Below are 26,037 nucleotides of genomic sequence, written 5' to 3'. Positions count from 1 at the left end.
AGCGTTTAATTATCTGCTAATAAAAGCTATTTTTCTTTCGTCGCCAAACGTTTTCTGATTGTACTTACAAATTCTTTAGAAACGCCCAGATAAGAAGCGATATAATATTGCGCAACCCGCTGCGGAATTGTAGGATACACTTTGATAAATTCCAGATATCGGTCTGATGCACTTTTGGAAATCGTGTTCACCAATCGGTTTTGAAGGGTAAAGAGATTTCTCTGAACCAACATTCTGAAAACCCTTTCAAATTTCGGAATTTCCTGCAACAATTTTTCTTTGGTGGTCGGATTCAGCAAAAAAATCTCTGAATCTTCAATCGTTTCAATATATAAATTGGAAGGTTTCTGGTCCTGAAACGAGGCGATATCGCTTATCCACCAATCTTCAATGGCGAACAAAATCGTCACTTCAAAACCATTATCATCAAGGTAATAAGCTCTTAAACAACCTTTGTGAATGAAGCCTTCAAACTGGCAAATCTCGCCTTCCCGCAACAAAATTGTTTTCTTCGGAATGGTTTCACAAACCAATAAATCGGTGAAAATTTTCTCTTCTTCGCTGTTCAGATTGATAAAACGGGTAACGTTCTTGACGATATTTTCAAACATAAATTAAGTTTACGGCTGCAAATTAGGAAAAAGACTGTAAACTTCGTTCTTTAACAGTCCACTTCCACCGCCGTAATGGTCGATAACCTTCACTTCTTTCTCTAAGTTTGTGCAAAATATTTTAATGTCATTTTCAAATTCTTCATCCAAACCGGAACTCAAAAGCACAATATCTACCTGATTTTCTTTTATATAATCATAACAAATATTTTCATCGCTTCTTATTTCTGCTTTCCAGCCTTCATTATTTTCGATAATTCTTTTTAAGGTATCAAGAATTTCCTGATTCTTTCCGATGACCAAAAAGTTTAATGTATTCATAAGTGTTTATCTTTAATTAATTTAAATATGAATAAATAACGATGTCCGCTCTTTCTTTTCAAGATTCTTTGTTTTGTGGCCTTTTCCCGAAATATCTTCTACCAAAAGGATTTCGCCAGTTTTGAATTGTCTGATTTCTCCAAGCGAAGTTTCAATCTCCACACCGCCATCCAAAAGTACGATATATTGCATTTGCGGAGCGTGATGAAAATCGTAGTCGTAATCAGCTGAAACGGTTCGGAACTGTAGTTTTTTAACATTAATATCTTCGGATAAATATCCAATTTCTCCTTGATCGATTAATGGAATTTCGATGTCTCCAAAATGAGATTCTCCATTTTCGTCACTGAATATTCTTGTGATTTTCATCTAATTTTAATTTTATTTAAAAACGATAGAATTTGCCAGTTCAATTTCTTCCTGATTGATGGAATGTCCGAAATTTGCGTACACTTTCTCCGTCACATCGGCATTCATCTCTTTCAGAATATTCGCTGTTGCGTACACTCTTTCTACCGGAACGTGGAAATCCGGATTGCTTGTTCCAAGGAAAATCGGGGTTTGTGCAAAATCGCCTTTGTAATTTTCACGGTTGATCTTATCGCCGATTACTCCACCAATTATCGCCATTGCTCCACCGAATTTCTGAGCATTTCTCGCCAAAAACTCCAAAGTGAGACAGGCGCCCTGAGAAAATCCGAAAAAGTAGATATTTTCAGCTTTAATTCCCGCATCCAAAGCAGTCTTAACTGTTTTTTCGATTGTTTCAATTGCTGATGACAGCCAAGGTTCGTTTTGCTCAACCGGTGCAATAAAGGACAATGGATACCAGCTCCCATTTGTTGCCTGTGGCGCTAGTAAAGCATAATCTTCTACATTCAAATGTTGGGCTAAGCTCAGAATATCCTGTGCGCTTCCGCCTCTGCCGTGAATCATTATCAAAACTTTTTCAGCTTCATTCAATGATTTTCCGCCTGTTTTTATATCTAAATTATGATTCATTTTATTTAAATTTTTCTGTTGGATAATTAATTTTTGGAAGAACATCTATTAAGTGTCCTCTGTTTTCTTCGAACTGTTCCGGCAGCATCAAATCTTCACCTAATGACGCCAATTCTTCATCAATGTCAAAACCAGGTCCCGAAGTGGCGATTTCAAACAAAACACCGCTCGGCTCTTTGAAATAAATGGATGTGAAATATTTTCTATCCTTCACTTCCGTATGCTGCAAACCGAATTTATTCAGTCTTTCAATCATTTCCAATTGTGATTGCGTATCGGGAGTCGCAAAAGCAACGTGGTGCACCGTTCCTCGTCCTGCCAAACCTTTCAGAGAATTGGGAGCACAAAGCAAGTCGACATATTTTCCGGGCTTGTCTTCGGTTCCAAATCTGAATCTGTCAGAGCTTTCAGCAATCAATTGATGGTCCATTTGTGTGGTCAAAAGTGCGGCAGTTCTTTCATAAGCATCTACCCAAATCTCAACGTGGTGGAAACCTTTGATGGCAAAATCTTTCGGAATAAATCCATTATCATAAGCTTTTCTGTCATCTTTTTCATTGAAAACCAACTCCAAACCTAGTCCGTCAAAATCTTCCAGATAAATAAAAACTTCACTTGAAAACCTTTGCTGTGCCTGTTTGTACGGAATATTGAATTTATCCAGCCTTTCGAGCCAATAATCCAGAGCATCCATTGAAATTGAAAAAGCCGTTGTATTCAGCATTCCTTTGCCGTGTCGTCCGTTTGCCAGACCTTTGCCATAAGGGAAAGTTGTCATAATGGTTCCCGGCGTTCCAAATTCGTCCCCGAAATAAAAGTGGTACACTTCAGAATTATCGAAGTTGACGGTTTTCTTAATTAATCTAAGTCCTAAAATTCCGGTATAAAAATCTATATTTTCCTGCGCGTCGCCTGTGATGGCGGTGACGTGGTGAAGTCCTGTGATGAGTGCCATAATTTCTAATTGTTTTTTTATAGTTGATGGTTATTAGTTTTTTTAATTTAAAATTATACTTTAAAGTAAATTTAAGAAATGACCTATGATAATTTCGGTAACGCTTCTTCTACTTGAGAACGCATTGCTTCATATTGTTTCGGAAGTTTTAAATTTTGTCCTAATTCATTTAAAGGTTCATCGACTGTAAATCCCGGATTGTCTGTTGCTATTTCGAATAAAACACCGCCCGGTTCACGGAAATATAAAGAGTAAAAATAATCTCTGTCGATTTTCGGTGTGATGTTCAAACCTGCGGACATTACTTTTTCACGATATTCCATTAAAATATCATCATTTGCAACCCGGAAAGCGATGTGGTGATTGGTTCCGGCGGCATTTTTACCAACAGGAATTTTATCATTTTCAATAATGTCGATAAGGTTTGCAGTTTCTATCGCATCTGTCGCAAAACGGGATCTTTCGCCTTCCTGTTTTTGAAGGTCATATCCAAGAATATCAGTCAAAACTTTGATGGTTGGATCAGCTTTTTTCAAGGTTAAAGTAACGTTGTGAAAACCTTTCAAGCCATTTTCATCCTTGATGTCATCGGTTGTCCAGATTTTTCTGTTATCCGGTGTTGATGATTCGATGAACTGTAATTGAAGTCCGTCCGGGTCTTTGAATGAAATCAGTTTTTCACCGAAGATTTCGCTTTCTTCAACATTTAAATTAAACTGTTTTAACCTATTTTTCCAGAATTCCAAACTTCCCTTTTGAACCGAATATCCGATGTGCGTTGCCAAACCAGCTCCGTTGGTGCCCTGCCCGATTCCTTCCCAGGGAAAAAATGTTAAAATTGTTCCCGGCGTTCCTTCTTCGTTACCGAAATAAAAGTGATACGTTCCAGGGTCATCAAAGTTGACAGTTTTCTTAACTAATCGTACTCCTAAAACCTGAGTGTAAAAATCTAAATTTCTTTTTGCATTGTTGGCGATCGCTGTAATGTGGTGCAATCCTAAGATTCTATTTTCCATTTTGTCTATTTTTTTTTGATTAATTGATTTTGATATGACAAATTTAGGTCGATGTAAAATGCTGGACATTTAACTAGATTAATAAATGTAAAAACTGTTTTTCAAAAAATAAATGATAGAATTAGAAAAAATACCGCCAATAGAAACTGTTGCTGGTGTTTTTATACCTGATTTAGATTTCCTTATAAAAATATTTGAAGATTCAAATGCTTATTACATTTAATATTTAAGATATTAATTATGATATTTTTGTAAAAACTTTAAACTTCCAACAGCCAGTTCTTCTGCATCATAAGGTGATCTTTGCCATAATGAAACCATTTGCTGCATTCCTGCAATTGAAGACGAAAAATTTTCCAAAACAAGATTTCCTTCAAAATTGATTTCTTTTAAAGCCATAAAAAGTTCTTTCCAATTGACCGTTCCTTCTCCCAACATCCCTCGGTGAGATTCTGTGATATGAACGTGTTTCAGTTTCTGTCCCGCAAGAATGATTGGATCATAAAAATTAGCTTCTTCTATATTCATATGGAATGTATCGAGATGAAGAAACAGATTATCCTTTTCCGTTTTTTTTATTAGATTCAGGACATTTGATGTTGTATTGCAGACATACGATTCATAACGGTTTATGGGTTCGATTCCTATATTTACGCCTTTTTCTTTGGCATAATCTGCAACTTTGCACCAGACTCCGGTAATAATTTCAGCTTCATTTTCTGTCAAAGGATTTCCTGAAAACACGCCGATTCCGCTGTGTAAAACGCCTCCCAGAAAGTCGGTTTCCAGTTCTGAAGTTTTATCAATTGCCAGTTTTATTAGTTTTTCTGCAGTTTTGGGATAAGAAGGAATATGTGCTTCTTTGGGGAGATTAAGCGAACAGACAGCATCCAGATGATTATCTTTCAACTGCTGTTTTACTTGTTTAGAATTAAATTCCATTGAAGTTGGTAATAAAATTTCTATCAAATCAAAACCGGTATTTGCCGTTTTTTCTATTGCATATTTTCCTGCTTCGGCTGTCCATCGAGGTGTGATCCAGGATAACAGCGAAGCGCCAAATTTTACGTTCATTTTTTTAAATTTAAATATTATTTAGAAAATCCACCATTCTGTTCTCACGCCAAAATAAGTTCCGAATCTTTTTGCTCCGGATTGCTGTAGAAATGGTGAATACAAACTGTTCATTGCCTGATCATTATATCTGGAAACTTCTGCAATAAAACGGATGTGCGGTCTCGCCCAAACGCTTCTTTCCGCCGTAGGAACGATGGTTGGAGCCAAAACCAGTTTTGTCATCGAAGCTGAATTTTGATTGCCTTCTTTTCTCGATGCGAAATGAAGTTCTGAGAGCATATGAAACCAGTTATTGAAATAGTAAGTTGCTCTGAATCCTGTATTAAATTCAGATTTCTTATTGAAGATTTCACGCTCATAATAATCTATGGCTTTATTATTACTATCTGCGCCACCTTTACTTTGAGTAAAAACTGCATAAGCATTGACAGACCATTTATTTGATAGATTTAATAAAATATATTCTACAGCCGTTAAAGAATAAGCGCCATTATATTTTTTCATCACATCATCGGGAGCGCCGTAGGTTCGCCAGGTTTGGGTGTTTCCACTGTCGCCACCGTTGGCAATTCCGCTGCCATATCTAATGGATATTTGATTGAAAGAGCCTGCAATTTTTGTTTTTAAATTAGAGTTCAGTTTTGCTCCCAAAACCCAGCCTTGATCTGATGGATACTGCTCCATCGAGTTTTTGCCAGACTTATCGACGTTATGAAATTCAGCAAGAAATTTCAGTTTATGAATATTATTTTTAAACGGAATAATCTGTTCCAAAATAAAAACTTCCCGTTGTCTGTAAATTAGATTTTTGGTTCCACTGATGACATTCGTGTAAGAATATGGTGTTGAGTTACTCGCTGCAGTATCTATTGCGGCGGGAAAAAACATTGAGAATCTGGTGTTTTTATGTCTCACGCCCCAACCCGTCGCAGAGTGGTCATCGAAGTAAAAATAATCTGCAATATGCACGTCATCATATCTCAGCCAACGTGATCCTGCCCAGACATCCCAATCGCTTCCCATAATATTTCGAGCTTCCACAAAAGCTTCGGGCAAAGCAATAATCATCCCCTGATTGGACTTTGAATCCACATTTCCCAAAAAAGTTCCACCTGAATAGAAACTTAATCTTGCCTGCATATCGATTTTCGTAGTTTTTACACTGTCGCCATTTACAACTGGAGTAAAATGAAAAGCTGGCAAAAAATCCACATAATCGCCTTGATCCATTCTTCCGCCCAATGACCCCTGATTATTAAGATTCAGCTGTCTGCCGGTTTTTCCGTCGGCATTTGGAGAATATCCTGCACCGATTCTGCCTGTTGTTCCGAAAGAAAAATCCTTGTTGGTGATCACAATCTGAGCGTGCGAAAGCTGGCTGATGATTAATAAAAACCAAAAGCTATACTTAAAAACATCTAAATTTTTCATCTTATTTAAATGTCTTCGGCTTGTAGAATTTCAAAGCAAATAACAGAATTACAGCATAGCAGATAATCGGTAGAAGATAGGCGTGTGCAATATCTTTTTCAGCAATTTTCCCCATCAAAGGTGGAAAAACGGCACCTCCGAACATAGCCATTACAAGGAATGATGATGCCTGTGGTACTTTGCTGCCTAATCGCTTCAGACCTAGACTGAATATTGTTGGATACATTACGCTTAAAAAGAGATTCAGTAAGATTAAACTGATGAAAGAGACCCAACCGAAACTTTGCGAAATAATCAAACATAATCCAATATTACAAGTTGTAAAGATCGCGAGAAGCTTATTTGGTGCGATGAATTTCATCAGGAATGTTCCTGCGAAACGTCCAATCATCATCATCGCCATACTTAGAGAAAAATAATAAGATGCCTCAATTTCCGGAAGCTGCATTTTTTCCACACCATAATTAATGAAATAAGCCCAGGTTCCGCCCTGTGCTGCGATATTGAAAAACTGTGCAATCACAGCAAATATAAAATGCCTCTGCTTCCAAAGTGGTGCGTGCGGATCTGAAACCAAAGCTTCTACTCCATTTTCGTCCTCAGAAATCGTAATATCTTCTGCGTGAGGATCTTTCAGGCTGGGAACTTTAATAAAAGAAAAAATAATGGTGATGGTTAAAATCACCACGCCGATCCAGGTGTAAAGATCTTTCACAGAATCTAATGATTGATCATCCACTCCAGACTTTCCGAAGATAAAATAACCACCCAAAAGAGGACCGATAATTGCGCCCAAACCATTGAAAGATTGAGCAAAATTCACCCTTTGATCACTCGTTTTTTCATTTCCTAAAGCTGCAACAAAGGGATGCGCAACGGTTTCCAAAGTAGCCATTCCCATCGCCAAAACAAAAAGTGCAATTCTGAAAAAGTTGAATGACATTTGATTGGCAGCCGGAATGAAAAGAAAAGAGCCAAGCGCAAACAGTGACAATCCCAATATTACACCCAATTTGTAACCGAATTTCTTCATAAACAATCCTGCCGGAACTCCCATCAATGCGTACGCGCCGAAGATTGAAAGCTGAACTAATCCTGATTTTGATTTTGAGATATTAAGAACATTCTGAAAGTGTTTGTTGAGCACGTCGCCCATCGTCAAAGCAATCGCCCAAAAGAAAAACAACGAAATCACAAACGCCAAAACGACAATGTATTTCTTTTCTGTAAATTTTGCAGTATTCATAATAGTGATTTAAATAGTTTTACCGTAATGTTCTTCCCGGAAAGATTTGAATTCTTCGTAAGTGTAATCCGGACAAGCACCTGATTTTGAAGTGATAAAAGCGCCCAGTGAAACAGCTTGTTTCATAATCTCTTCCGGTGATTTCCCCTGAATTCTTTTTGACAGAAAGCCCGCAAGAAAAGAGTCGCCGCTTCCTACCGTGTCGTTGACATCGATGGAGACTGCAGAAAAGTCATAACTTCTGTCTCCAACAAAATATCTTGCACCCTTGCTTCCTTTTGTAAGCACGATTTCATTCAGATCAAAATACTTTTGAATGAACTTTATGCTTTGATCTTCATCAATATATATTTCGCCTAGAAACTCGATTATGGTTCGTAATTCTGCTTTGTTCATTTTTACGAGATCCGCTTTGTGAAGTAATGTTTTAATTAATTCAAAATCGATGAATGGCGGACGAAAATTGACATCAAATACACGGAAATCCGAAAACTCCAGCAATTCCAGAAGTGCATTTTTAGACACTTCATTTCTGGCAATCAGACTCCCAAAAACAAAAGCTTTGGAATTTGTAATCAACTCCTTATGCTCCTTCAAAACCCTGATATGATCCCAGGCAACATCATTTACAATATCGTAATGTGCTTCGCCGTGTTCATCAAAATTGGCAGTGACCGTACCCGTAGGTTTATCGTCGTCAATCTGAATAAAGTCGGTAGAAATATTCCAATTTCTGATCTGACTCAAAAGCGAATTTCCAAGCTCATCATCACCCACTTTACTGATCATTTTCACTTCAGTTCCCATCTTGTCTAAGTTATACGCAACGTTGAAGGGAGCTCCGCCAGCTCTGGATCCGGTTGGGAAAATATCCCAGAGCACTTCTCCGAAACATACCGTGTAAGATTTATTATTATCCATATTAGATTAAACGTTTAAGTTAATTGGTAAAAAAATTATTTGATTGATTTTTTAATGATTAATTCTCCAGACAATGTTATTTTCTTTGTCTTGGAACTGTATTGATTAATTTGTGAGTCCAGAAATTTCACTGCTTCATCGGCCATCTCTTCCAGAGGCTGTTTGATGTAAGTAATCTCTGCGGGGAATAATTTGTATGCCTCTGTCTCATCAAAAGCAAGTACGGAAACCTGCTCCGGCACATTGACATTATTTTGAACCAGATAGGCAAGACCCGCTACAGCAAGCTTGTTGCTGGAGAAATACAAGGCAGTATTCTTCGGATTTTTCCCTAAAGCTTCTTCAAGTTTTGTCTGTATCTCAAGAGTAATATTTTCTAATCCGACAAGGATATTTTTGGTTCTGATATTCTTTCCGGATTCGGCGATCGTCGTCTCAAATCCGTATTGCCGATCCAGAAGATGTGGTAGTTTTGTATCGTAACCAACATATATGATCTGCTCAAAATCTTTTTCTACAAGAAAACTGGTCGTATTTTCCGCTATCTCCCTATTATTTAGAAGAACACCAGGAATATTGACGCCTTTCAGATAACGGTCAATAGTTACCAACGGATAATTTTTGTCCATCAATTTCTGGAGAATATCCTCGGAACCGGCAACTGGCGCGACAATCATTCCATCTACCTGCTGTTGCGAAAACAGTTCTATCAATTTTGAAAATTTTTGTGCATTTTCGTCTGAACTTCCAATGATGAGAGTATAGCCTAATTTTATAGCTTTATCTTCCAGGTGTCTTGCGATGCTGGAATAAAAATCATTGGAAATGTCAGCCACGATCAAACCTAACAATTTGGTTCTGTTATTCTGAAGACTTCTCGCGATTCTGTTTGGCACATAGTTAATCGTTTCAGCAATTTCAAAAATTTTTTTCTTGGTGTCTTCACTTATTCTCTGACCCTCTTTCTTATTCAGAACATACGATACTGTTGCCACGGAAACTCCGGCAATTCTAGCAATATCTTTAATAGATGCTCTTCTCATTGGTCTGATTTACATTGCAAAGTATTTAATAATAAATTAAAAAAACAATAGCCAATTTTTTTTCGTCAATTGGAAAAAATATGTAATTTGGGGAATTTTAAAAATAAGTAAAATAATTTACAATGTATTGTAAATCAAATATTTAAAACAATTTAAGAGAATGTCATATTAACTTATCATTATAAATCTCGACTCTAATATTAAATTTTGGTTAAACGTTTAATCCAATAAATTTCTAATTAATAATTTTTTTGAAGGAATTTCTATTTATGAAGCCGCATATAGATATAAACCTAAAAAAGTAACCTTGATACACGATAAAAAAGAAAGGCTTCTTGGAGCTTATAACGGGTATTATTCAGCAATGGATCAAATTTTAATCAAATATTCAGAATTATCTCATTGGAAACCACAATTAAAAGAAGGTGATTACACGGTTTTAAAATAAGATAATTAAATTAACTTTCACATCTCAAATTATCATATAATTTTCCATTTATTTTATGAGATAAATAATTTTTAGCTATTTTTAAATCTACTTTAGAAAAAAATGGAAAGTTTAGAATTCAAACTCGTCGAACCAGATACTTCGTTAAGTGATTTCGTGTATTGTTTTTCTTCTTTACAAAATCTTTCCACACAAAAAGATGTTGTAATTATTCCAAATGGGAAAATTGATTTAAATTTTTCAATTAATGATAAAGGTGATTTTCAAGTTGCTTTATTAGGCTTAGAAACCGAACCCAAATATACCAATCATCAAATTTCCTCATTTTGCGCAGTGAGTTTTAATCCGATTGCTATAGAATATATTTTTAATCAATCTGTAGCTGAAATCATCAATTCCGGAAAAATATTGCCTAGTAATTTTTGGGATATTACTATTGAAGATTTAAAAGACTTTGAAAAGTTTTGCTCAAAAATCTCTCAAAAAATAAGTTCAATATTACCGAAAACCATTGATGGACGCAAGCTTAATTTATTTAAATTGATATTCGAATCAAACGGAGAAATTACAATAAAAGAACTTTCCGAGAAAATATCATGGAGCCAACGCCAAATTAACAGATATTTTAATCAACAATTCGGACTTTCATTAAAAGCTTACTGCAAAATATTGCGTTTTCAAGCTTCTCTTCCACACATCAATAAAGGAGAACTTTACCCTCAACTCAATTTTACAGACCAATCACATTTCATCAAAGAAATCAAACAATTTTCCGGTGTTTCCCCAAAAGAATTACACAAAAATGAAAATGACCGATTTTTACAATTTTTAGTTTATAAGCAATCATAATTTTGCTCTAATAAAATTAAAAAGCATGTTGTTACAAAATAAACAAGTCGCAATAATCGGCGGTGGTCCAGGTGGATTAACATTGGCAAAACTTTTACAATTGAAAAATATCGAGGTAAAAGTGTACGAAAGAGATATAGATAAAAATGCAAGAGTGCAAGGTTCTCCTTTAGATTTACATGAAAACTCAGGTTTGGCAGCTTTGCAAAAAGCGGGATTAATGGAAGAGTTCAAAAAGAATTTCATGATTGGAGCCGATAAAACAACGATTGTAAATCCCCAAGCCGAAATTTTCTACAACGAGCATGAGACTGATAAAAAAGAAGAGAATTTTGGTTATGAACATTTCCGCCCTGAAATTGACCGAGGTGTTTTAAGAAAAATACTTTTAGAATCATTACAACCCGATACAATTATTTGGGACAGCCACTTTTTATCTATGGAAAAAGAAAATGAAGGCTGGGTTTTACATTTCAAAAACGAAAAAGATGTTTATGCAGATATTGTTATCGCTGCAGATGGAGCAAATTCGAAAATAAGACCTTATTTAACCCATATAAAGCCATTTTATTCAGGAATTTTGATGCTTGAAGGAAATATTTATAATGCTGAAGATTCGGTTCCGAAGATTTCTTCAATTCTTAAAGGCGGAAAAATTATGGCATTCGGAAATGAGCAAAATATTTTAATGGGACAAAAAGCTGATGGAGAAATTGGATTTTATGTTAGTTTTAAAGCAGAAGAAAATTGGGTAACAAAAAGCGGATTAGATTTTTCAGACAGAGATAAGGTTTTAGATTGGTTCAAATCAAACTATGCAGAATGGAGCGATATTTGGCATGAATTATTTGAAAATACTTCTACTCCGTTTATTCCACGTCCGATTTATTGCATGCCTTTAGACCAAACTTGGGAATCACAAGATAATTTGACTTTATTGGGTGATGCAGCGCATTTGATGCCTCCTTTTGCCGGGGAAGGTGTTAATATGGCAATGCTTGATGCTTTAGAATTGAGTGAGTATTTAACGAATAATGAGTACAAATCTATTTTAGAATCTATTTCACATTATGAAAAAGAAATGAGAAAAAGAGCTTCAGTAATTGCACAAGAATCTCTTGACAATGGAGAGAAAATGCATAGTAAAAATTCTCTTTCGACAATGTTAGAATTTTTTAATCAATAAATTTTTCGGCAGTCTGAAGATTGGCTTTGTTTTTGCCAACCAAGAATTATGAAAACAATTTTTATCGTAGAAGATGAGACAGGCATCAGAGATGCATTACAATTGCTCCTGTCATTCGAAAATTATGATGTGCGTTCTTTTGCTACCGTTGAAGCTTTCAATAGCAGAGACAAATCTGTAGTTCCTGATATTTTCATCCTGGATGTAAGACTTCCTGATGGTTCCGGTACAGATTTATGCAATCAGATCAAGGAAAATGAAGCAACTTCAAAAATTCCTGTGATGATTATCAGCGCTCATGCAAAAGCTGAAAATGTGATTAATTCTTGCCAAGCCGATGAATTTATCCCAAAACCTTTCGATATCGATGATGTTTTGGTAAAAATAGAAAAACTTACTGCGTAATAAAAATACTATAATACAATACTCCAATTTAAATTTGGAGTATTTTTTTGTTTCAATTTTAAATTTAAGACAGAAAACTAATTCACAGTCTTTTGTTATATTTGAATTTCAAAAACATTAATATTAAAAACTAAGCAATGGGATATTACGTAACAGGCTATGTAACAGATTCTGCAAACATTAAAAATCTTTACGGAAGCAAAGATCAAGAGATATTGACTTCTCTTCTAAACGAATTATCAGATTCATTGGATGAGCTAAATGATGATTTCGATTTTGATGATAATTTGAATGAAGAAAAGAATTCACAAGCTGTTTTAACTGATATTATTAATGGAGAAATCAGATTTCCTGAACTCGCCTATTTGTATGGTTATGTTTACGAAAAACTTTGTGAATATTTTGGAGAAATAGTTGATTCGCCAAACGATGAGTTTTCAACGAATTATTATTGGGAAATTCCAAAAGAGACTTATAAGGCTTTTATTCCTATTCCGTTTTCATCAGATTTTCCTGAAGTATACAGTATTTATGCTGCAGATTTACAGACAGAAAAATCAAAATTTTTAGCCTTAACCGAAAGAAAAGGAGTTGATTCAGATTATTTAAAAACAGAAAAAGAAGATTTTGAATTTGCCTTTAATAAAGCAATCAAAGAAAATAAAGATTTGGTTTTCTTTCTGTACTAAATCTTAATAAATAAGCTATGCAAAGTAAATTTGTCACAGGAAAAATAATCATTTTCACCTCATTTATCATCAGTTCTTTTTTGTATTCGCAGGAAAAAGTAATTATTTCTAATGCAAAACAATATGGCGATTTCATTGAATTAAGTTTAGAAATTGAAAATAAACCCAACGATAAATTTCATTTGATAAAAATTGACACTATTACTACGAAAACCAACAAAGACGAATTTCTGAAAGACAATCATAATGTGGAGCAGATTTTCCAAAGAGCGAACGTTTTAATACGTTATCAAATTCCTTCCAAAAAATTTAAAACGGTTGATATTAAAGGTAAACTCAGATATTTCAAACCTGCGGAGCAAAATAAATCTTATCTGAAATTAGATAAGGTTAAAAATTTAAAGAAAAACACCAATTTAATCAATCCAAATACAGCAAATACAAACGTATTATATTTTAGCATTGTAGATTCAGAAGAGATTAAAAAAGCTTTTATAAAATTAAAAGACAATGAAAATTTCAAAAAGATTGATTTTAAATTTTACGATTTAATGTATGCTTTCAAAAGTAGTAAAAATCAAGATTTTCTACCTGTAGTCAATGATGAAATAGAATTTGGTTACAATAATTTGACATTGAGAAATCCGGAAACAGGCATCAGTTATAAAATGATTAAACTGAAAAAAGAGATGACAGATTCAGAAAGAAATGAAATCCGCATCGACCTTTTAATTGAAAATAAAGTTTCAGTTAAAAAAATTCCTTTTGAGTTTAATACTGTTGAGATCAAAAATTTATAACATTGAATACATTAAATTATTTAATCAGCTTATTATAATTTTTCTTGTAAATTTTAGCATCAAATTTGTAAAATCTTGCCGCTCGGTGCGAAACATTTTTCTCCATTTCATCCAAAGGAATGATGTAAGAAAATGTAGCAATTTTTTTATGAAAATTTTTAATATCAATATTCTTTTCGCTCAAAGAATTGTATAATTGATACAATTGTCTAATAGTAAATTTTTTGGGAAGAAGTTCAAAAATAATTGAGAAATCGGTTTCAATCCACTTTCTAATTTCTATTAATGATTCTGTGATGATTTTGTTATGATCGAAAGGAAGCATCGGAACTTTATCAATCGTACACCAATCCACAGTATCATACTTTGCGCTGTTAATTTTGTGGTCAATTTTACAGAGAGAAAGATAAGCAACCGTGATAATTCTTTCAATCTGATGTTTATACTCCTTCCCCATCCATTTTATATCGTCCTCATTACTCGCTCTGTTCGGGTCTGCATAACATTTGAACTGTTTCAAAACCATTTTTTTGATTCCTGTAAGCTCAGTTAAAACTCTTTGTGCAGCATCATCGACATCTTCATTACTCAAAATCAAACTTCCTGGCAATCTTTTCGACCTTTCTAGAGGCATTTCATCGAGATATTTCTGAACCAGTAAAATATTCAGTCGGTTTTCATGGTCAAAACCAAAAACCACACAGTCTACGGAAACATAAGTCTGAATAAAATTTGAATTCATGAAGTTTTTATTAAACCACAAAGATAACGACCAAAATAGGATTAGAAAAATCCTACCACATAAAATATAATTAACTTTTTAAACTCAAAAATTTTTCTAAAAATAATACATCAACAATAGCTTAATTAAAAGAAATTATTAAATTTAATGACATGAAAAATTATATATTTTTAGCATTTGCCATACTTTTCGAATCGGTAGCAACTTCATTTCTAAAAGCTTCGGAAGGCTTTACCAAACCATTACAGACAATAATTTTTGTGGTTGCAATGTCGGCTTCGTTTTATCTTCTTACTCACGCAATAAAAGTAATTCCGATAGGAATTGCTTATGCAATCTGGTCTGCTGTAGGAATTGTTTTGATTTCTTTAATCGGATATTTTGTTTATAAACAATCTCTAGATTTCCCCGCAATTCTAGGAATCGTTTTAATTATAATAGGCGTTGTGGTAATTAATGTTTTTTCAAAATCTGCGTCCCATTAAATATATAATGAAATTTAATATTTACCGTTTATCGAAATTTGTAAAAACAAAAAGGCATGAAAATTAAATTCATGCCTTTTATTTATTGATATCTTGTGAAATGGTTTATTCTTCAATTGCTTTTACAGTCCATAAAGAACCGTTTTTTGTTGTAAGTTTTTCGAGTTTACCTTTTATGAAAAGGTCGTCTAATATTTTTTCACTTTCAATCTTTTTTAAATCTGATAAAACAGCAAATTCTTTAGCCGTAAGTGATGGGTATTTTTCAAATAACGCTTCCCAGTTTTTTGAATATTCATTTTTCTGAGCTTTCGGAAACATTTTCAAAACTGCTGTTTCATAAAAAGGATAAGGTTTTGTACCGTAAATCATCTCTTTATTTCCTGAATCATTCATAAAAGATATTGAAGGAAAACCTCTCACACCGTTTTCTTTAGCTAATTTTAAGTCTTCTTCAAAAAGAATTTTCCCTTGACCCTCAAAATCATTCTTCAATTGCTCCACATTAAGTCCTACTCTTTCTGCTGCTTTTGCAATATGTTCCCATTTTGCAATATTTTTCTTATTCAGAAACAACATTTCCCGCATTTCTCTCATCAATAATGCAGCCTTTTCTTTACTCTGAATTTGAGATGCTTTAAATGCTATCGAAGGAGGATAAGACGAATCTAATGGATCTTCCAACCAAATATCACCATCAATCGGCATTTCGTAGTGCAGACTTACTTCATCCCAATGGTGCGCCACATCTGAAGGTTTGCTGATTCCGCCACTGCTATAACTCCAATCCGGAAGCAATCCGCCCATTCTATAGTCGATTTCAATATTATCGCCATATTCAAGCTTTAATTTTCTTAATTGAGGCTCTATTCCCCAACAAGACGAACAAATCGGGTCTGTAAAATAGATAATTTTAACAGGTTTTTCAGATTTTTGTTTTTTAATTTTTATTGTTTCACTATTTTCAGGAACTCCGCAAACGCCTTCTACCGGGTCACAAATCAACGGATTATTAGTTATCGAATCTGTCATTTTCGTTTTCTTTATATTTTGTCCTGAACAATAAAACGCAGTTATGGTTAAACAAACTACTGTTAACAATTTAATTTTCATCAGTTTAATTCGAAAAATCCTTTTTCATCATTTGTGTTTTTAAAACGATGCCTAGTCGTTGATACTTAAAATATCGATGCAAATTTATAATTCAATACAATAAAAATCATCCTTACTTTCCTCTATGAAACTACTTTCCTCTATGAAACTGTAGTTTAATTTTCTACATTTGCAAACCTTCAATTTTATTAATAAATTATGAAAAAAGAACCTGAGTTTAACAATAACAGAATTTGTGAAAAAAGAATTCTGGCAATAAAAGATACCATGGAAATCCTTTCAGGCAAATGGAAATTTCACATTTTGGGTACTTTAATGTTAGGAGATAAACTTCGCTTTATGGATTTGGTAAGAGAAGTTGACGGAATTGGCTCGAAAATGCTTTCAAAAGAACTTCAGGATTTGGAAATGAATCATTTAATTATTCGTACTGTTCTTGATACAAAACCTGTCACTGTTGAATATCAAATCACAGAACACGGTAAAACACTAAGCTCTGTCATTGATGAAATCGCAAAATGGGGAATTGATTACAGAGATAAATTCCATAAAAAAACTGAGCAAATAGATTTGCCCAACTAAAATATTTAAGTAAAATTTTAATGATAAAATCAGAATTATTTGAACGAAACAGTAGACTAAGAATTAAATTTTAATTTATTTTATTTTCTCAAAAATATTTGACATTGTTTCTTTGTCAAGCGTTTCCATATCGATTAAATTCAATGACATTACCATTTTCAAAGTGGAAGTTTTATAATGTTGAAAATGTGGTGTTTGCAAATGAAACTGGTACGCTTCTTTATCAGCATAGATTTCTACAATTCTAATCTGATTAGGATTTTTCTGCTCATTCATAGGGAAAATAGCAATGACGCCTTTCTCTAATTTTACCGAAGCCGAAGCTTCTTCTTTTAGAATAGATTTGTATTCTTCCAAAAATTCAGGAATAATTTCTATTTCTGAGATGCGAACCATCATATCATTTTCGATAATTGGGACAAGTGGTTTTCCGATGATTTTTCGGACTGTATTTGCCTGAGTTTTACCGACAGATTCCTGTATCAAATCTGCCAATTGTACTAATTGATTTTCTGTAATTCCGGTATTCTTTCCAATATTAATATGCGATTGTAATTGAGATTCAACACCAGAAATAGAAGCCAAAGCTGAGATTGTAATCAATTCTCGTTGCTGATAACTCAGAACATCGCTCACAAAAATATCTGCAAACAAATGTTCTTTCAGAAATGCATCGATACGAGGCGCAAATTCCCCAAATCCCGGTGCTGGTTTGGATTGTGGCGTTTTTGTGAGGGTTTCCAACGTTTTTCTGCCTTGCTCATATTTATCAGCAATATTATTTTCGATAACAATTTTCTTTCCTTCGATATCATTTTTGCCTTTTAATTTCCTGTCATCGAGAACAGTTTTAAAGGTATTGATTGCATTCAGACTTCTCGGAAAACCACAATATGCATACAACTGAGTGAGCAATTCCTTTATTTCATTGATGGTAAGTCCTGCTTCCAATCCTTTATTCAAATCTAATTTTAAATTTTCTAAATTTCCAATCGCCGTGGATATAGAAATCTTTACAAGATTCTGTTCTTTCGAATTTAAATTTTGTTTATCTACAGTTTTTTGTGCATTCATTTTTGTAAAACTTAATGTTAGGGAAAACAGAATAATCCAGTGAAAAAATTTGCTTTTAGTCATAATTTTATTTTTGATTGGCTTGTGCATATTCTTCATCTGAAACAGCTTCCAGCCAGGTATTTGCATTGCTCTGTGGATTGCCAACAGTTGCCAGATGTGAAAACCAACTTGTAGCAGTTGCTCCGTGCCAATGCTCGACGTTCGGGGCAATTTCAACGACATCTCCTGCTTTCAAATGACGGGCAGGTTTTCCTCTTTCCTGATACAAACCTTCGCCACCCACGACAATCAAAAGCTGTCCACCATTGTGGCTATGCCAATTGTTGCGGCAACCGGGTTCAAAGGTTACGTTAGAGAGAGGAACATTTAAATCTTTATCGCTTGTAAGCGTGGCCAGATAAGATTTGCCTGTAAAATATTGTTCAAAAGCAGTGTTTTCTTCGCCTGTCGGAAAATCACTTATTTTAGGAATGTTTGAATTCATTTTACTTTGATTATTTGTCTTTTGTGCTGGCAGAAATTGAGCCAACACTAAAAGAATTATTGTTATTAAATATTTCATTTTTTAAAGTTTCTCGAAACAAAGTTCGGTAAGTGCATCTGAAAAATAGTTATAAACAGATTACTGTGTTGCTTACCATTTTTACTGATTTCATTAAAATAAAAAAAATCTTAATTCTATCAGGCATTTTATTTCAAATTCGTTTTAAAGAAAGTTTCCAGTTTGTCAAAAGGAATCACATCCGTTTTATCATACAAATCCACGTGAACAGCATTTGGAATAATCAGCAGTTCTTTTGGCTCATTTGCCACTTTAAAAATATCTTCACTGAAATATCTGGAATGTGCATTTTCCCCTGCAATCATCAACATCGGTCTTGGTGAAATTTCTTTTACATAAGTCAAAATCGGCATATTCATAAATGAAATTGGATTCGTAATGAGCCAAGCTCCGTTTGAGTTTACAGAATTGACGTGAAAACCACGTGGTGTTCTGTAATAATCAAAATATTCTTTTACAAACTGAGGTTCATCGCCTTTCAATGTTTCGGGTAAGTTTCTTGATCCGTCGGCAGGTTTTCCATTTTCGGCATCTTTCCAACGTTGCTGACCTAAGTCTTCCAGAGTTTTGGTACGTTGTTCGGGTGTTACTGAATCATTATAGCCTTTCGACATTACTCTGGTCATATCATACAAACTTGTCGTGGCAACAGCTTTCACTCGTTTATCAATCGCAGTGGCGTTCAAAGCAAAACCTCCGAAACCACAAATTCCTATGATTCCTATTTTGTCTTTGTCAACATTTTTTTGAAGTCCTAAAAAATCAACCGTTGCACTGAAATCTTCTGTGTTAATTTCAGGAGATGCCAGATTTCTCGGTTCTCCTCCACTTTCGCCTGTGTAAGATGTGTCAAACGCCAATACAGCAAAACCACGTTCCGCCATTTGATTGGCATACAATCCTGATGATTGCTGTTTCACTGCACCGAAAGGTCCGCTGATGGCCAACGCTGATAACTTGGCATTTCCTACATTTTTTGGAAGATACAAATCGCCTGAAATAGTGATTCCGTAACGGTTTTTGAACATTACTTTTTCACGGGTCACTTTATCGCTTAATTTGAATGTGTAATGTTCTTTTGCTGTATTCATTTTTTCTGAATTTGATTTTACTTTTTGTGAGAATAATTGTCCTGTGAACAGAAACAATATTGTGACTGCTAATATTTTTTTCATATGATTTTGAATTTAAATTGTTTTGATAAATTTTGCAGGAACTCCACCAACAACAGTATTATTGGGAACGTCTTTAGAAACTACTGCTCCGGCTGCTACGACGGAATTTTCACCAATCGTAACGCCCGGTAAGATTGTAGCATTGGCACCAATCCAGACATTTTTTTTAATGAGAATAGGTTTACCAATCAATCCCTTTCTGTCTTTCGGATTTAATGGATGATTTTCGGTAATGAGACTGACTTTCGGACCAATTAAAACATCGTCTTCAATCGTAATTCCGCCCAATGCAAGGAAGGTACAGTCGAAATTGATAAAGACATTTTTACCGATGTTGATATGCTTTCCGTAATTGATGTAAATAGGCGTGAATACAGCGACATTCTGAATTTTCTTATCTAAAATCTGAGATAATATATCTCTAATTTCGTCAGGATTTGAAGAGTTATTCATCCGATTAAGCAAAACTTTTACAGCAAAAGATTCTTCCCGTAATCTGTACATCTGTGTATCATCAGGAAGTATCGTTTCGCCATTTAAAAGCCTTTCGAAAATATCTTTCTGAATTGGTGTAGAACCGGAATTATGTTGTGAATCTGACATTTTAGATTGATTTGATTATCAGATACAAAGGTATAACGACTTACAAGCAAGCCGTTAAAGATCATCAAACCAAAAGTTAAGAAAATCAAACTTCCGTCAATCGAAAAGCTTTAGGATTGGTTCCTGTTTGTTTTTTAAAGAAATTGTTGAAGTATGTTGGATATTCGAAACCGAGTGCATAAGCGATTTCGGAAATACTCCAGTCTGTATGTTGCAAAAGGGCTTTTGCTTCGGTAACGATTCTTTCTGTAATGTGCGTTGTTGTTGATTTTCCTGTCACTTCTTTTACGGCACGGTTCAGATAATTGATATGAACATTCAGATGTTGTGCATAATGTTGTGCCGTTCTTAATTGAAGCGGGTTTGCAGTAGTTTCAATCGGAAATTGTCTTTCGAGCAATTCCAGAAAAACAGAAGTTAATCTTGACGATGCATTCTTGTTTTGTTCGTAATTTTCAGAAGGCTCCATCTTCAAAGACTCGTGAATAATGAGACTGATATAATTCCTAATCAATTCATCTTTAAATACATAATTACTTTCTTGCTCGCTAATCATCTTCTGAAAAATGGTATTGAGGAAAATTCTTTGCTCCTCTGTAATTTTTAAAACAGGAGTTCCGCCAATTTTAAAGAATGAAGATTGCTGCAGGCTTTCCGAACGTTCGGAATTTTTAAAGAATTCTTCCGAAAAAAGAATAGTATATCCTACGTAAGTTGTTGAAATCGTTTCCCACGAATACGGAATGTGCGGATTGCCAAAAAAGAGAATTGTCCCTTCCTGCTCGTAGGTTTTATCAGAATAATGAATTTTGCTTTTCCCCGTAGTCAGGCAGATTTTATAGAATTCTTTTCTGCTGTAGGTTCTGGTTTCAGCTCCGTCTCCCTCTATTTGAAAGGCTTTAAAACCTTGCAATTTCAGTTCATTGTTAAAACTTGAGACTTCTCTGATTACCTTTTCTTTCATTTGTCAAAGTTAAGAAATTCAAATATAATAGATTATCTATAATTTTAAATCAACTCTGCTTTAACGCTCGATATTTTTCCATTTTTAAAAGTAAAATCAAAGCTTCCGCCAATTATACCTTCCGGAAATTCTCCTTTAAACTCAACTTCCAGATAAGCTGAATTTTCTTTAACTTCTAATTTCCTCAATTCAGTCTGAGTCTTATAACCAATAAAATAGCTCACAAAATAATTTTTAATTCCGCTATGACCGATGAATTTTCTTCCAACTGAAGGATCATCCAAAACGGTATTTTCATTATAAAATTCAAGATATTTTTCGGTGTTATAACTGTTGCCAACTGCAATCCAGTCTTTGATAAACGTTTCTATATTCATTTTAAATTTAGTTATGATAAAAACCTTGTTTGAATTGCACTGGCGTCTGATTGGTTTTATTTTTAAATAATTTATTGAAAGACTGCGGATGCTCAAAACCCAGTTGATAAGCAATTTCTGCTACTGAAAGCTGAGTTGTTGTGAGATAATCTTTTGCCTTTTCGATGAGTTTTTCGTGGATGAGCTGTTGTGCATTCTGCCCTGTCAAAGACCGTAGCATATCACTTAAATATCGTGGTGAAAGGCTGAGTTCGGTTGCGAGAAACTCAACGGTTGGCAAGCCTTGATTCAGTCCGTTTTCTTTTTCAAAATAGACATTTAAAAGTTCTTCAATTTTCGAAAGCAAATCATTGTTGACCGCTTTTCTGGTAATAAACTGGCGCTTGTAAAAACGGTTGCTGTAATTGAGCAAAACCTCGATGTGCGAAATGATGACGTCCTGACTGAAATCGTCAATCGTGTTGTTCAATTCTTCCTTAATATTATCAAAAATTGAAAACAAAGTCTGCTTTTCTTTATCCGATAAAAACAGAGCTTCGTTTGCCGAATAAGAGAAAAATCCAAAGCTTTTGATGCGGGCTGCTAAAGAATAATTCCTCAAAAAATCAGAATGAATCAGCAGTGTCAAACCTTCATATTGGATATCGTCTGAACTTGTAGAAAGCAGCTGGTTGGGAGCCGTAAAAATCATTCCGCCTTCATCAAAATCATAATAACTTTGTCCATATCCCATTTTTCCCTTCAATGTTTTCTTGAATGATATTTTATAGAAATTGAACAGAAAATGCTGATTCAGAAATTCTTCTTCCACAACCATATTGGCATTTTGAGTAATGCTGATCAACGGATGAACAGGCTTCCCAAAACCCAGCATCTCGTGAAGCTGTGAGATGGAATCTACTTTTATCGGATTATTCATTTCTTAATATTTTTAGTTTATTAAATCTCCAAATGCCATCTGTTTCATCTCGTGAACCGCAGCTTCGGAACCGATTTCCAGACGACGGTTGTACAACTGATTGGCAAATTCTCCCGCCACATATCGCAATTGGTTTTTTCCGTCTGTCGCTGCCTCATAAACCACATCTGCAATCCACTCTGCCGGTTCGAAATTATCGGGATTCATCAGTTCAAATAATTTCTGCATTCCGTCTTCATAAGCGGGATGATTGGCAACGGCTAATGATTCTCCTGCAAAATTAGTTTTAATTCCGCCGGGCGCAACGGTTTTGATGCCAACATTATGTAACGCCAACTCAAACGACATACTTTCGCTCCAACCTTCCAAAGCCCATTTTGTAGCGTGATAAAGCGAATCCAGAGGAAAAGTCAGAAGTCCGCCAATCGAAGTTGTCGTGATAAATAATCCGCTTCTGTTTTTTCTGAAATAAGGAATGAAAGCTTGCGTCACACGAATCACGCCCAGTAAATTGGTGTCCAGCTGTTTGACAATTTGTTCGTCTGTCAAAGCTTCCAAAGCGCCAATCAAACCATAACCTGCATTGTTAAAAACCACATCAATCGTATGAAGTTCAATTGCTGTTTTTACCGTTTTCTGAATCTGTTCTAAATTTGTAACATCAAGCGGAAGTAAGGTTACATTTTCCAGTTGAGAAAGTTCTGTTTCTTTTTCAGGATTTCTCATTGTTGCGATCACATTCCAGCCTTTTGACTGAAATAATTTGGCTGTTGCTTTTCCTAAACCTGATGATGCGCCTGTGATAAAAATTGTTTTTTTCATTTTAAATGTTGTTTAAATTTTATAATACAAATGTCTGCAGACGCAGTGAGGGAAATGTTGCCAAAATGAGTTTGGTTGTATCCGAAATGACGAAGCGTAATTTTGCGTAAGGGATAGAAGTGGCATCCTTTTGCGTAATGAAATGGAGCAAAAGATATAGCGGAGAGCCCGACCCGCTTGCATTTTTGCCTTGCTGAAAGTTTATGCCACAGGCTCAGAATGACAGGCAAAAATGCAAAGGGATACGCCCAAAATCAAAAAAAGCCGAAGTTTTCACTCCGGCCTTAAAAAATTATTTCAAATATTTAGCTTAAAAAAGGATAATCCGTATAACCTTTTTCGCCTCCGCCGTACATTGTGGCTTTGTCAGCTTCGTTCAATTCTGCATTAAGCTCGAAACGTTTTGGCAAATCAGGGTTGGCTAAAAATAAAGTGCCGTACGAAATCATTTCCGCTATTCCTTTTTCCAGTTCTGCTTCTCCGGATTCTTTGTTGTAGCCACCGTTTGCAATGACCTTGTGGGTAGAAAGTTTTCCGAAAGTTTCTATCACATCTTGTGGATAATGTGTCAATTCATCAATCGGAAAAAGCGGATTCATCAGTTGAATGTACGCCAAAGGAAGCTTGTTTAATCCTTCAATCAACGCAGAAAACTGTTCTGTTGGCTGGTTGTGGATGATATTATTGTAAGGGATCGTCGGCGATAATTTAATTCCGGCTTTGTCCGCGCCTATAGCATCTGTAATTTCCTGCATAACTTCCAACACAAAACGGTTTTGATTTTCGATGTTTCCTCCATATTCATCTGTTCTGTGGTTTGAGCTTTCCGCTAAAAACTGATTTGGCAAATAGCCAAACGCAGCGTGAAGCTCGACACCGTCAAAACCTGCTTCAATTGCATTGAGAGCAGCTTGTTTGTAATCCTGAACAATTTGTTTTACTTCCTCTGTCTCCAAAGCTCTAGGCGTTTCGTAATCTTCCATTCCGGTCCCCGTAAAATGTTTTTGTCCTTGGATGGCAATGGCGGACGGAGCAACAGGAAGCGCTCCGTTTCTCACAGAAGAATGGCCAACACGACCCGTATGCCAAAGTTGGGCATAAATTACACCGCCTTTCTCGTGAACCGCTTGGGTTACTTTTTTCCACGCTTCGATTTGTTCCTGAATATAAATCCCCGGTGTGTAAGGACTTCCCAAAGCCTGCTCTGAAATATTGATTCCTTCAGAAATAATCAAACCTGCGCTCGCTCTTTGTGCGTAATACAATACTGTTAAGTCACTAACGATTCCATTTTCGTCGGCCCTGCTTCGGGTCATTGGCGCCATTGCCATTTTGTTTTTCAGCGTTTTATTTCCTAACTGTATTTGTTCTAGTTGTTTCATATTTTTATTTAATAATTTAATTATAATTTATTTCCACTGTACATTCCTTCTTTAAAAACTTCCGCACTTTCGTCTGTCACAAACAAAACCAATTCGGAATCCTGATTGGCTTTAATAATGACATTTTCATCTTTGATGAGAAGGCTGTCCTTTTTTTCTAAATTTAAATCTGAATTGACGATTATATTTCCTTTAAAAACATACAGCAACAAAGTCAATCCTTGTATTGCTAAATCAGGAAGTAAAAGTGTATTTTCTTCCAATAATCTGGCATCATACAACCAGGTCTGACTGCTGAACTGAAAGTCAGTTTCCACATTGGGCGAAGCCAATAATCTCCATTTATTTTCACTGTGAATTTCATCAAGTTCGAGAAAAACAACTTCCGGTTTCAAATCCTTTTCGCCCGGACGAATGAATATTTGCAAACCTTCCATTGGTTCTTTGTCACCAAAGATTTTTTCTTCGTGCTGAAACATTTTTCCGGCCTTCATCAGCATCAAAGTTCTTTTGCCAATCGTCTTTACAAAACCTTCGGAATCGCTGTGTTCAGCAGTTCCGGTTCTGAAATAAGAAAGAATTTCATCATTGATATGCGGATGCATTTTGATGACTGTCTTTCCGTGGATTTCGGGATGGTCGATTCTTCCGATGCTTCCAATTCCGGTATCTTCTTTTGAAATTTCAAGACCAGGATATAGTATTTTAATGGGACCGTGACCGGTAAATCTGGTGTTGCTTATTTTGTGTAACATTATCTTTTTGTTTAAATGCTATTGCAAATTTAGATACATTACTTTACTTTTGCAAGTAGTTACATATTTGTACAGTAGTAACAAAATGTAAAGCATTAAGCAAAATCAATGATTGTGGCAGTTAAAAAAAATAAAAATATTGAATTCAAGTGCTCTCTGAAAGATGTTTTAGACATTGTAGGAGGCAAATGGTCGATTCCCATCATCTATACTTTATTCGACGGTAAGAAACGTTTCAGCGAACTGGAGCGCACGATTCCCAACATCAATACAAGAATGCTGGTAAAAGAACTGAAAAAATTAGAGGAAAACAGAATTGTTAAACGAGAAGCCTTCGCCACCGTTCCCCCAACTGTAGAATATTCCCTGAATCACAAAGGAATGATGCTGAAACCCATCATAATGGATTTGCATAAATGGGGCGAGGAATTTGTCGACCAATAAAAAGATTTTCTTAAAATCATATCTGTATCAATTAT

Annotated in this window: 32 protein-coding genes; 9 read left to right on the top strand and 23 right to left on the bottom strand. The window is 35.0% G+C overall.

Translation table 11 applies throughout. The features are described 5' to 3' along the window. Positions 1-26: 26 nt before the first annotated feature. The 11 genes from OEA66_RS18020 to OEA66_RS17970 all read right to left on the bottom strand — a co-directional run bounded on the left by OEA66_RS18020 (position 27) and on the right by OEA66_RS17970 (position 9,623). Entirely contained in the window at positions 27-611 is a 585-nt protein-coding gene (locus tag OEA66_RS18020) for a Crp/Fnr family transcriptional regulator (protein ID WP_267282707.1), read from the bottom strand. Between the two features lie 9 nt (positions 612-620). Beyond that, positions 621-932 (bottom strand): hypothetical protein, encoded by a 312-nt coding sequence (locus OEA66_RS18015; protein WP_267282706.1) that lies wholly within the window; start codon positions 930-932, stop codon positions 621-623. 21 nt (positions 933-953) lie between these two features. Further along, on the bottom strand, positions 954-1,301 hold the full coding sequence (locus OEA66_RS18010; protein WP_267282705.1) for a cupin domain-containing protein: 348 nt from the start codon (positions 1,299-1,301) through the stop codon (positions 954-956). Between the two features lie 12 nt (positions 1,302-1,313). Then, entirely contained in the window at positions 1,314-1,934 is a 621-nt protein-coding gene (locus OEA66_RS18005) for an alpha/beta hydrolase (RefSeq protein WP_267282704.1), read from the bottom strand. Between the two features lies 1 nt (position 1,935). Continuing rightward, positions 1,936-2,889 (bottom strand): ring-cleaving dioxygenase, encoded by a 954-nt coding sequence (locus OEA66_RS18000; RefSeq protein WP_267282703.1) that lies wholly within the window; start codon positions 2,887-2,889, stop codon positions 1,936-1,938. Positions 2,890-2,972: 83 nt separating this feature from the next. Next, positions 2,973-3,905 (bottom strand): ring-cleaving dioxygenase, encoded by a 933-nt coding sequence (locus tag OEA66_RS17995; protein WP_267282702.1) that lies wholly within the window; start codon positions 3,903-3,905, stop codon positions 2,973-2,975. A gap of 234 nt (positions 3,906-4,139) precedes the next feature. Next, positions 4,140-4,979, bottom strand: coding sequence for a sugar phosphate isomerase/epimerase family protein (locus tag OEA66_RS17990; RefSeq protein WP_267282701.1), 840 nt, complete (start codon positions 4,977-4,979; stop codon positions 4,140-4,142). 21 nt (positions 4,980-5,000) lie between these two features. Beyond that, positions 5,001-6,413, bottom strand: a complete 1,413-nt coding sequence (locus OEA66_RS17985) for a carbohydrate porin (RefSeq protein WP_267282700.1) — start codon at positions 6,411-6,413, stop codon at positions 5,001-5,003. A gap of 1 nt (position 6,414) precedes the next feature. Continuing rightward, entirely contained in the window at positions 6,415-7,659 is a 1,245-nt protein-coding gene (gene fucP, locus OEA66_RS17980; protein WP_267282699.1) for an L-fucose:H+ symporter permease, read from the bottom strand. A gap of 9 nt (positions 7,660-7,668) precedes the next feature. Further along, complete coding sequence (locus tag OEA66_RS17975) at positions 7,669-8,580, bottom strand: carbohydrate kinase family protein (protein ID WP_267282698.1); 912 nt, start codon at positions 8,578-8,580, stop codon at positions 7,669-7,671. Between the two features lie 35 nt (positions 8,581-8,615). Beyond that, the gene (locus OEA66_RS17970) at positions 8,616-9,623 is read right to left on the bottom strand and encodes a LacI family DNA-binding transcriptional regulator (protein WP_267282697.1); all 1,008 of its coding nucleotides are present in this window, start codon (positions 9,621-9,623) and stop codon (positions 8,616-8,618) included. A gap of 307 nt (positions 9,624-9,930) precedes the next feature. Here OEA66_RS17970 and OEA66_RS17965 point away from each other — a divergent pair, with 307 nt between their 5' ends. The 6 genes from OEA66_RS17965 to OEA66_RS17940 all read left to right on the top strand — a co-directional run bounded on the left by OEA66_RS17965 (position 9,931) and on the right by OEA66_RS17940 (position 14,000). Next, positions 9,931-10,071, top strand: a complete 141-nt coding sequence (locus OEA66_RS17965; RefSeq protein ID WP_267282696.1) for a hypothetical protein — start codon at positions 9,931-9,933, stop codon at positions 10,069-10,071. 102 nt (positions 10,072-10,173) lie between these two features. Continuing rightward, positions 10,174-10,920, top strand: a complete 747-nt coding sequence (locus OEA66_RS17960; protein ID WP_267282695.1) for a helix-turn-helix domain-containing protein — start codon at positions 10,174-10,176, stop codon at positions 10,918-10,920. Positions 10,921-10,945: 25 nt separating this feature from the next. Then, positions 10,946-12,106 (top strand): FAD-dependent oxidoreductase, encoded by a 1,161-nt coding sequence (locus tag OEA66_RS17955; protein ID WP_267282694.1) that lies wholly within the window; start codon positions 10,946-10,948, stop codon positions 12,104-12,106. A gap of 48 nt (positions 12,107-12,154) precedes the next feature. Next, on the top strand, positions 12,155-12,511 hold the full coding sequence (locus OEA66_RS17950) for a response regulator (RefSeq protein ID WP_267282693.1): 357 nt from the start codon (positions 12,155-12,157) through the stop codon (positions 12,509-12,511). 137 nt (positions 12,512-12,648) lie between these two features. Next, the gene (locus tag OEA66_RS17945; protein ID WP_267282692.1) at positions 12,649-13,200 is read left to right on the top strand and encodes a DUF7691 family protein; all 552 of its coding nucleotides are present in this window, start codon (positions 12,649-12,651) and stop codon (positions 13,198-13,200) included. 17 nt (positions 13,201-13,217) lie between these two features. Further along, complete coding sequence (locus tag OEA66_RS17940) at positions 13,218-14,000, top strand: hypothetical protein (RefSeq protein ID WP_267282691.1); 783 nt, start codon at positions 13,218-13,220, stop codon at positions 13,998-14,000. Between the two features lie 16 nt (positions 14,001-14,016). On the opposite strand, the gene OEA66_RS17935 is transcribed toward OEA66_RS17940, so the two are convergent. Continuing rightward, the gene (locus OEA66_RS17935; protein WP_267282690.1) at positions 14,017-14,742 is read right to left on the bottom strand and encodes an NUDIX hydrolase; all 726 of its coding nucleotides are present in this window, start codon (positions 14,740-14,742) and stop codon (positions 14,017-14,019) included. Positions 14,743-14,894: 152 nt separating this feature from the next. Between OEA66_RS17935 and OEA66_RS17930 the strand changes: the two genes are divergently transcribed. After that, positions 14,895-15,227: a DMT family transporter gene (locus tag OEA66_RS17930; protein WP_267282689.1), complete on the top strand. Its 333-nt coding sequence runs from the start codon at positions 14,895-14,897 to the stop codon at positions 15,225-15,227. 105 nt (positions 15,228-15,332) lie between these two features. Here the strand turns inward: OEA66_RS17930 and OEA66_RS17925 are convergent, their stop codons facing one another. Then, positions 15,333-16,259 carry a DsbA family protein gene (locus OEA66_RS17925; RefSeq protein ID WP_267282688.1) on the bottom strand — a complete coding sequence of 309 codons (927 nt, stop codon included), beginning with the start codon at positions 16,257-16,259 and terminating at the stop codon, positions 15,333-15,335. 279 nt (positions 16,260-16,538) lie between these two features. Between OEA66_RS17925 and OEA66_RS17920 the strand changes: the two genes are divergently transcribed. After that, positions 16,539-16,922, top strand: a complete 384-nt coding sequence (locus OEA66_RS17920; RefSeq protein ID WP_267282687.1) for a winged helix-turn-helix transcriptional regulator — start codon at positions 16,539-16,541, stop codon at positions 16,920-16,922. 75 nt (positions 16,923-16,997) lie between these two features. Here the strand turns inward: OEA66_RS17920 and OEA66_RS17915 are convergent, their stop codons facing one another. The 10 genes from OEA66_RS17915 to OEA66_RS17870 all read right to left on the bottom strand — a co-directional run bounded on the left by OEA66_RS17915 (position 16,998) and on the right by OEA66_RS17870 (position 25,558). Next, entirely contained in the window at positions 16,998-18,059 is a 1,062-nt protein-coding gene (locus tag OEA66_RS17915) for a carboxymuconolactone decarboxylase family protein (protein ID WP_267282686.1), read from the bottom strand. A gap of 4 nt (positions 18,060-18,063) precedes the next feature. Continuing rightward, on the bottom strand, positions 18,064-18,561 hold the full coding sequence (locus OEA66_RS17910) for a cupin domain-containing protein (protein WP_267282685.1): 498 nt from the start codon (positions 18,559-18,561) through the stop codon (positions 18,064-18,066). Between the two features lie 128 nt (positions 18,562-18,689). Then, positions 18,690-19,736: an alpha/beta hydrolase gene (locus tag OEA66_RS17905; protein ID WP_267282684.1), complete on the bottom strand. Its 1,047-nt coding sequence runs from the start codon at positions 19,734-19,736 to the stop codon at positions 18,690-18,692. Positions 19,737-19,748: 12 nt separating this feature from the next. Beyond that, positions 19,749-20,339, bottom strand: a complete 591-nt coding sequence (locus tag OEA66_RS17900; protein ID WP_267282683.1) for a sugar O-acetyltransferase — start codon at positions 20,337-20,339, stop codon at positions 19,749-19,751. An 85-nt stretch (positions 20,340-20,424) separates the two neighbouring features. Beyond that, entirely contained in the window at positions 20,425-21,303 is an 879-nt protein-coding gene (locus OEA66_RS17895; protein WP_267282682.1) for a helix-turn-helix domain-containing protein, read from the bottom strand. Between the two features lie 44 nt (positions 21,304-21,347). Then, a complete protein-coding gene (locus OEA66_RS17890; RefSeq protein WP_267282681.1) occupies positions 21,348-21,680 on the bottom strand; it encodes a nuclear transport factor 2-like protein in 333 nt (110 codons plus the stop codon). A 7-nt stretch (positions 21,681-21,687) separates the two neighbouring features. Next, positions 21,688-22,599 carry a helix-turn-helix domain-containing protein gene (locus OEA66_RS17885; protein WP_267282680.1) on the bottom strand — a complete coding sequence of 304 codons (912 nt, stop codon included), beginning with the start codon at positions 22,597-22,599 and terminating at the stop codon, positions 21,688-21,690. 12 nt (positions 22,600-22,611) lie between these two features. Then, positions 22,612-23,421, bottom strand: a complete 810-nt coding sequence (locus tag OEA66_RS17880; RefSeq protein ID WP_267282679.1) for an SDR family oxidoreductase — start codon at positions 23,419-23,421, stop codon at positions 22,612-22,614. 305 nt (positions 23,422-23,726) lie between these two features. Then, positions 23,727-24,803, bottom strand: a complete 1,077-nt coding sequence (locus OEA66_RS17875) for an alkene reductase (RefSeq protein ID WP_267282678.1) — start codon at positions 24,801-24,803, stop codon at positions 23,727-23,729. Between the two features lie 20 nt (positions 24,804-24,823). Next, positions 24,824-25,558, bottom strand: a complete 735-nt coding sequence (locus OEA66_RS17870) for a pirin family protein (protein WP_267282677.1) — start codon at positions 25,556-25,558, stop codon at positions 24,824-24,826. A gap of 114 nt (positions 25,559-25,672) precedes the next feature. On the opposite strand from OEA66_RS17870, the gene OEA66_RS17865 reads away from it, so the two are divergent. Further along, the gene (locus OEA66_RS17865; protein WP_267282676.1) at positions 25,673-26,002 is read left to right on the top strand and encodes a winged helix-turn-helix transcriptional regulator; all 330 of its coding nucleotides are present in this window, start codon (positions 25,673-25,675) and stop codon (positions 26,000-26,002) included. Positions 26,003-26,037: the final 35 nt, after the last annotated feature.

Source organism: Chryseobacterium luquanense, from assembly GCF_026460945.1.
Classification (GTDB): Bacteria; Bacteroidota; Bacteroidia; order Flavobacteriales; family Weeksellaceae; genus Chryseobacterium; species Chryseobacterium luquanense.
This window is presented reverse-complemented; position numbering and strand designations above follow the sequence as displayed.

Excerpts from the sequence above, each read along its gene's own strand:
- OEA66_RS17975 (WP_267282698.1), bottom strand. The coding sequence starts at position 8,580 with ATGGATAATAATAAATCTTACACGGTATGTTTCGGAGAAGTGCTCTGG.
- OEA66_RS17935 (WP_267282690.1), bottom strand. The coding sequence starts at position 14,742 with ATGAATTCAAATTTTATTCAGACTTATGTTTCCGTAGACTGTGTGGTT.
- fucP (WP_267282699.1), bottom strand. The coding sequence starts at position 7,659 with ATGAATACTGCAAAATTTACAGAAAAGAAATACATTGTCGTTTTGGCG.
- OEA66_RS17960 (WP_267282695.1), top strand. The coding sequence starts at position 10,174 with ATGGAAAGTTTAGAATTCAAACTCGTCGAACCAGATACTTCGTTAAGT.
- OEA66_RS18020 (WP_267282707.1), bottom strand. The coding sequence starts at position 611 with ATGTTTGAAAATATCGTCAAGAACGTTACCCGTTTTATCAATCTGAAC.
- OEA66_RS18005 (WP_267282704.1), bottom strand. The coding sequence starts at position 1,934 with ATGAATCATAATTTAGATATAAAAACAGGCGGAAAATCATTGAATGAA.
- OEA66_RS17885 (WP_267282680.1), bottom strand. The coding sequence starts at position 22,599 with ATGAATAATCCGATAAAAGTAGATTCCATCTCACAGCTTCACGAGATG.
- OEA66_RS18015 (WP_267282706.1), bottom strand. The coding sequence starts at position 932 with ATGAATACATTAAACTTTTTGGTCATCGGAAAGAATCAGGAAATTCTT.
- OEA66_RS17945 (WP_267282692.1), top strand. The coding sequence starts at position 12,649 with ATGGGATATTACGTAACAGGCTATGTAACAGATTCTGCAAACATTAAA.
- OEA66_RS17900 (WP_267282683.1), bottom strand. The coding sequence starts at position 20,339 with ATGTCAGATTCACAACATAATTCCGGTTCTACACCAATTCAGAAAGAT.
- OEA66_RS18010 (WP_267282705.1), bottom strand. The coding sequence starts at position 1,301 with ATGAAAATCACAAGAATATTCAGTGACGAAAATGGAGAATCTCATTTT.
- OEA66_RS17875 (WP_267282678.1), bottom strand. The coding sequence starts at position 24,803 with ATGAAACAACTAGAACAAATACAGTTAGGAAATAAAACGCTGAAAAAC.
- OEA66_RS17920 (WP_267282687.1), top strand. The coding sequence starts at position 16,539 with ATGAAAAAAGAACCTGAGTTTAACAATAACAGAATTTGTGAAAAAAGA.
- OEA66_RS17895 (WP_267282682.1), bottom strand. The coding sequence starts at position 21,303 with ATGAAAGAAAAGGTAATCAGAGAAGTCTCAAGTTTTAACAATGAACTG.
- OEA66_RS17915 (WP_267282686.1), bottom strand. The coding sequence starts at position 18,059 with ATGACTAAAAGCAAATTTTTTCACTGGATTATTCTGTTTTCCCTAACA.
- OEA66_RS18000 (WP_267282703.1), bottom strand. The coding sequence starts at position 2,889 with ATGGCACTCATCACAGGACTTCACCACGTCACCGCCATCACAGGCGAC.
- OEA66_RS17990 (WP_267282701.1), bottom strand. The coding sequence starts at position 4,979 with ATGAACGTAAAATTTGGCGCTTCGCTGTTATCCTGGATCACACCTCGA.
- OEA66_RS17970 (WP_267282697.1), bottom strand. The coding sequence starts at position 9,623 with ATGAGAAGAGCATCTATTAAAGATATTGCTAGAATTGCCGGAGTTTCC.
- OEA66_RS17955 (WP_267282694.1), top strand. The coding sequence starts at position 10,946 with ATGTTGTTACAAAATAAACAAGTCGCAATAATCGGCGGTGGTCCAGGT.
- OEA66_RS17880 (WP_267282679.1), bottom strand. The coding sequence starts at position 23,421 with ATGAAAAAAACAATTTTTATCACAGGCGCATCATCAGGTTTAGGAAAA.
- OEA66_RS17930 (WP_267282689.1), top strand. The coding sequence starts at position 14,895 with ATGAAAAATTATATATTTTTAGCATTTGCCATACTTTTCGAATCGGTA.
- OEA66_RS17890 (WP_267282681.1), bottom strand. The coding sequence starts at position 21,680 with ATGAATATAGAAACGTTTATCAAAGACTGGATTGCAGTTGGCAACAGT.
- OEA66_RS17910 (WP_267282685.1), bottom strand. The coding sequence starts at position 18,561 with ATGAAATATTTAATAACAATAATTCTTTTAGTGTTGGCTCAATTTCTG.
- OEA66_RS17925 (WP_267282688.1), bottom strand. The coding sequence starts at position 16,259 with ATGACAGATTCGATAACTAATAATCCGTTGATTTGTGACCCGGTAGAA.
- OEA66_RS17985 (WP_267282700.1), bottom strand. The coding sequence starts at position 6,413 with ATGAAAAATTTAGATGTTTTTAAGTATAGCTTTTGGTTTTTATTAATC.
- OEA66_RS17870 (WP_267282677.1), bottom strand. The coding sequence starts at position 25,558 with ATGTTACACAAAATAAGCAACACCAGATTTACCGGTCACGGTCCCATT.
- OEA66_RS17940 (WP_267282691.1), top strand. The coding sequence starts at position 13,218 with ATGCAAAGTAAATTTGTCACAGGAAAAATAATCATTTTCACCTCATTT.
- OEA66_RS17905 (WP_267282684.1), bottom strand. The coding sequence starts at position 19,736 with ATGAAAAAAATATTAGCAGTCACAATATTGTTTCTGTTCACAGGACAA.
- OEA66_RS17950 (WP_267282693.1), top strand. The coding sequence starts at position 12,155 with ATGAAAACAATTTTTATCGTAGAAGATGAGACAGGCATCAGAGATGCA.
- OEA66_RS17995 (WP_267282702.1), bottom strand. The coding sequence starts at position 3,905 with ATGGAAAATAGAATCTTAGGATTGCACCACATTACAGCGATCGCCAAC.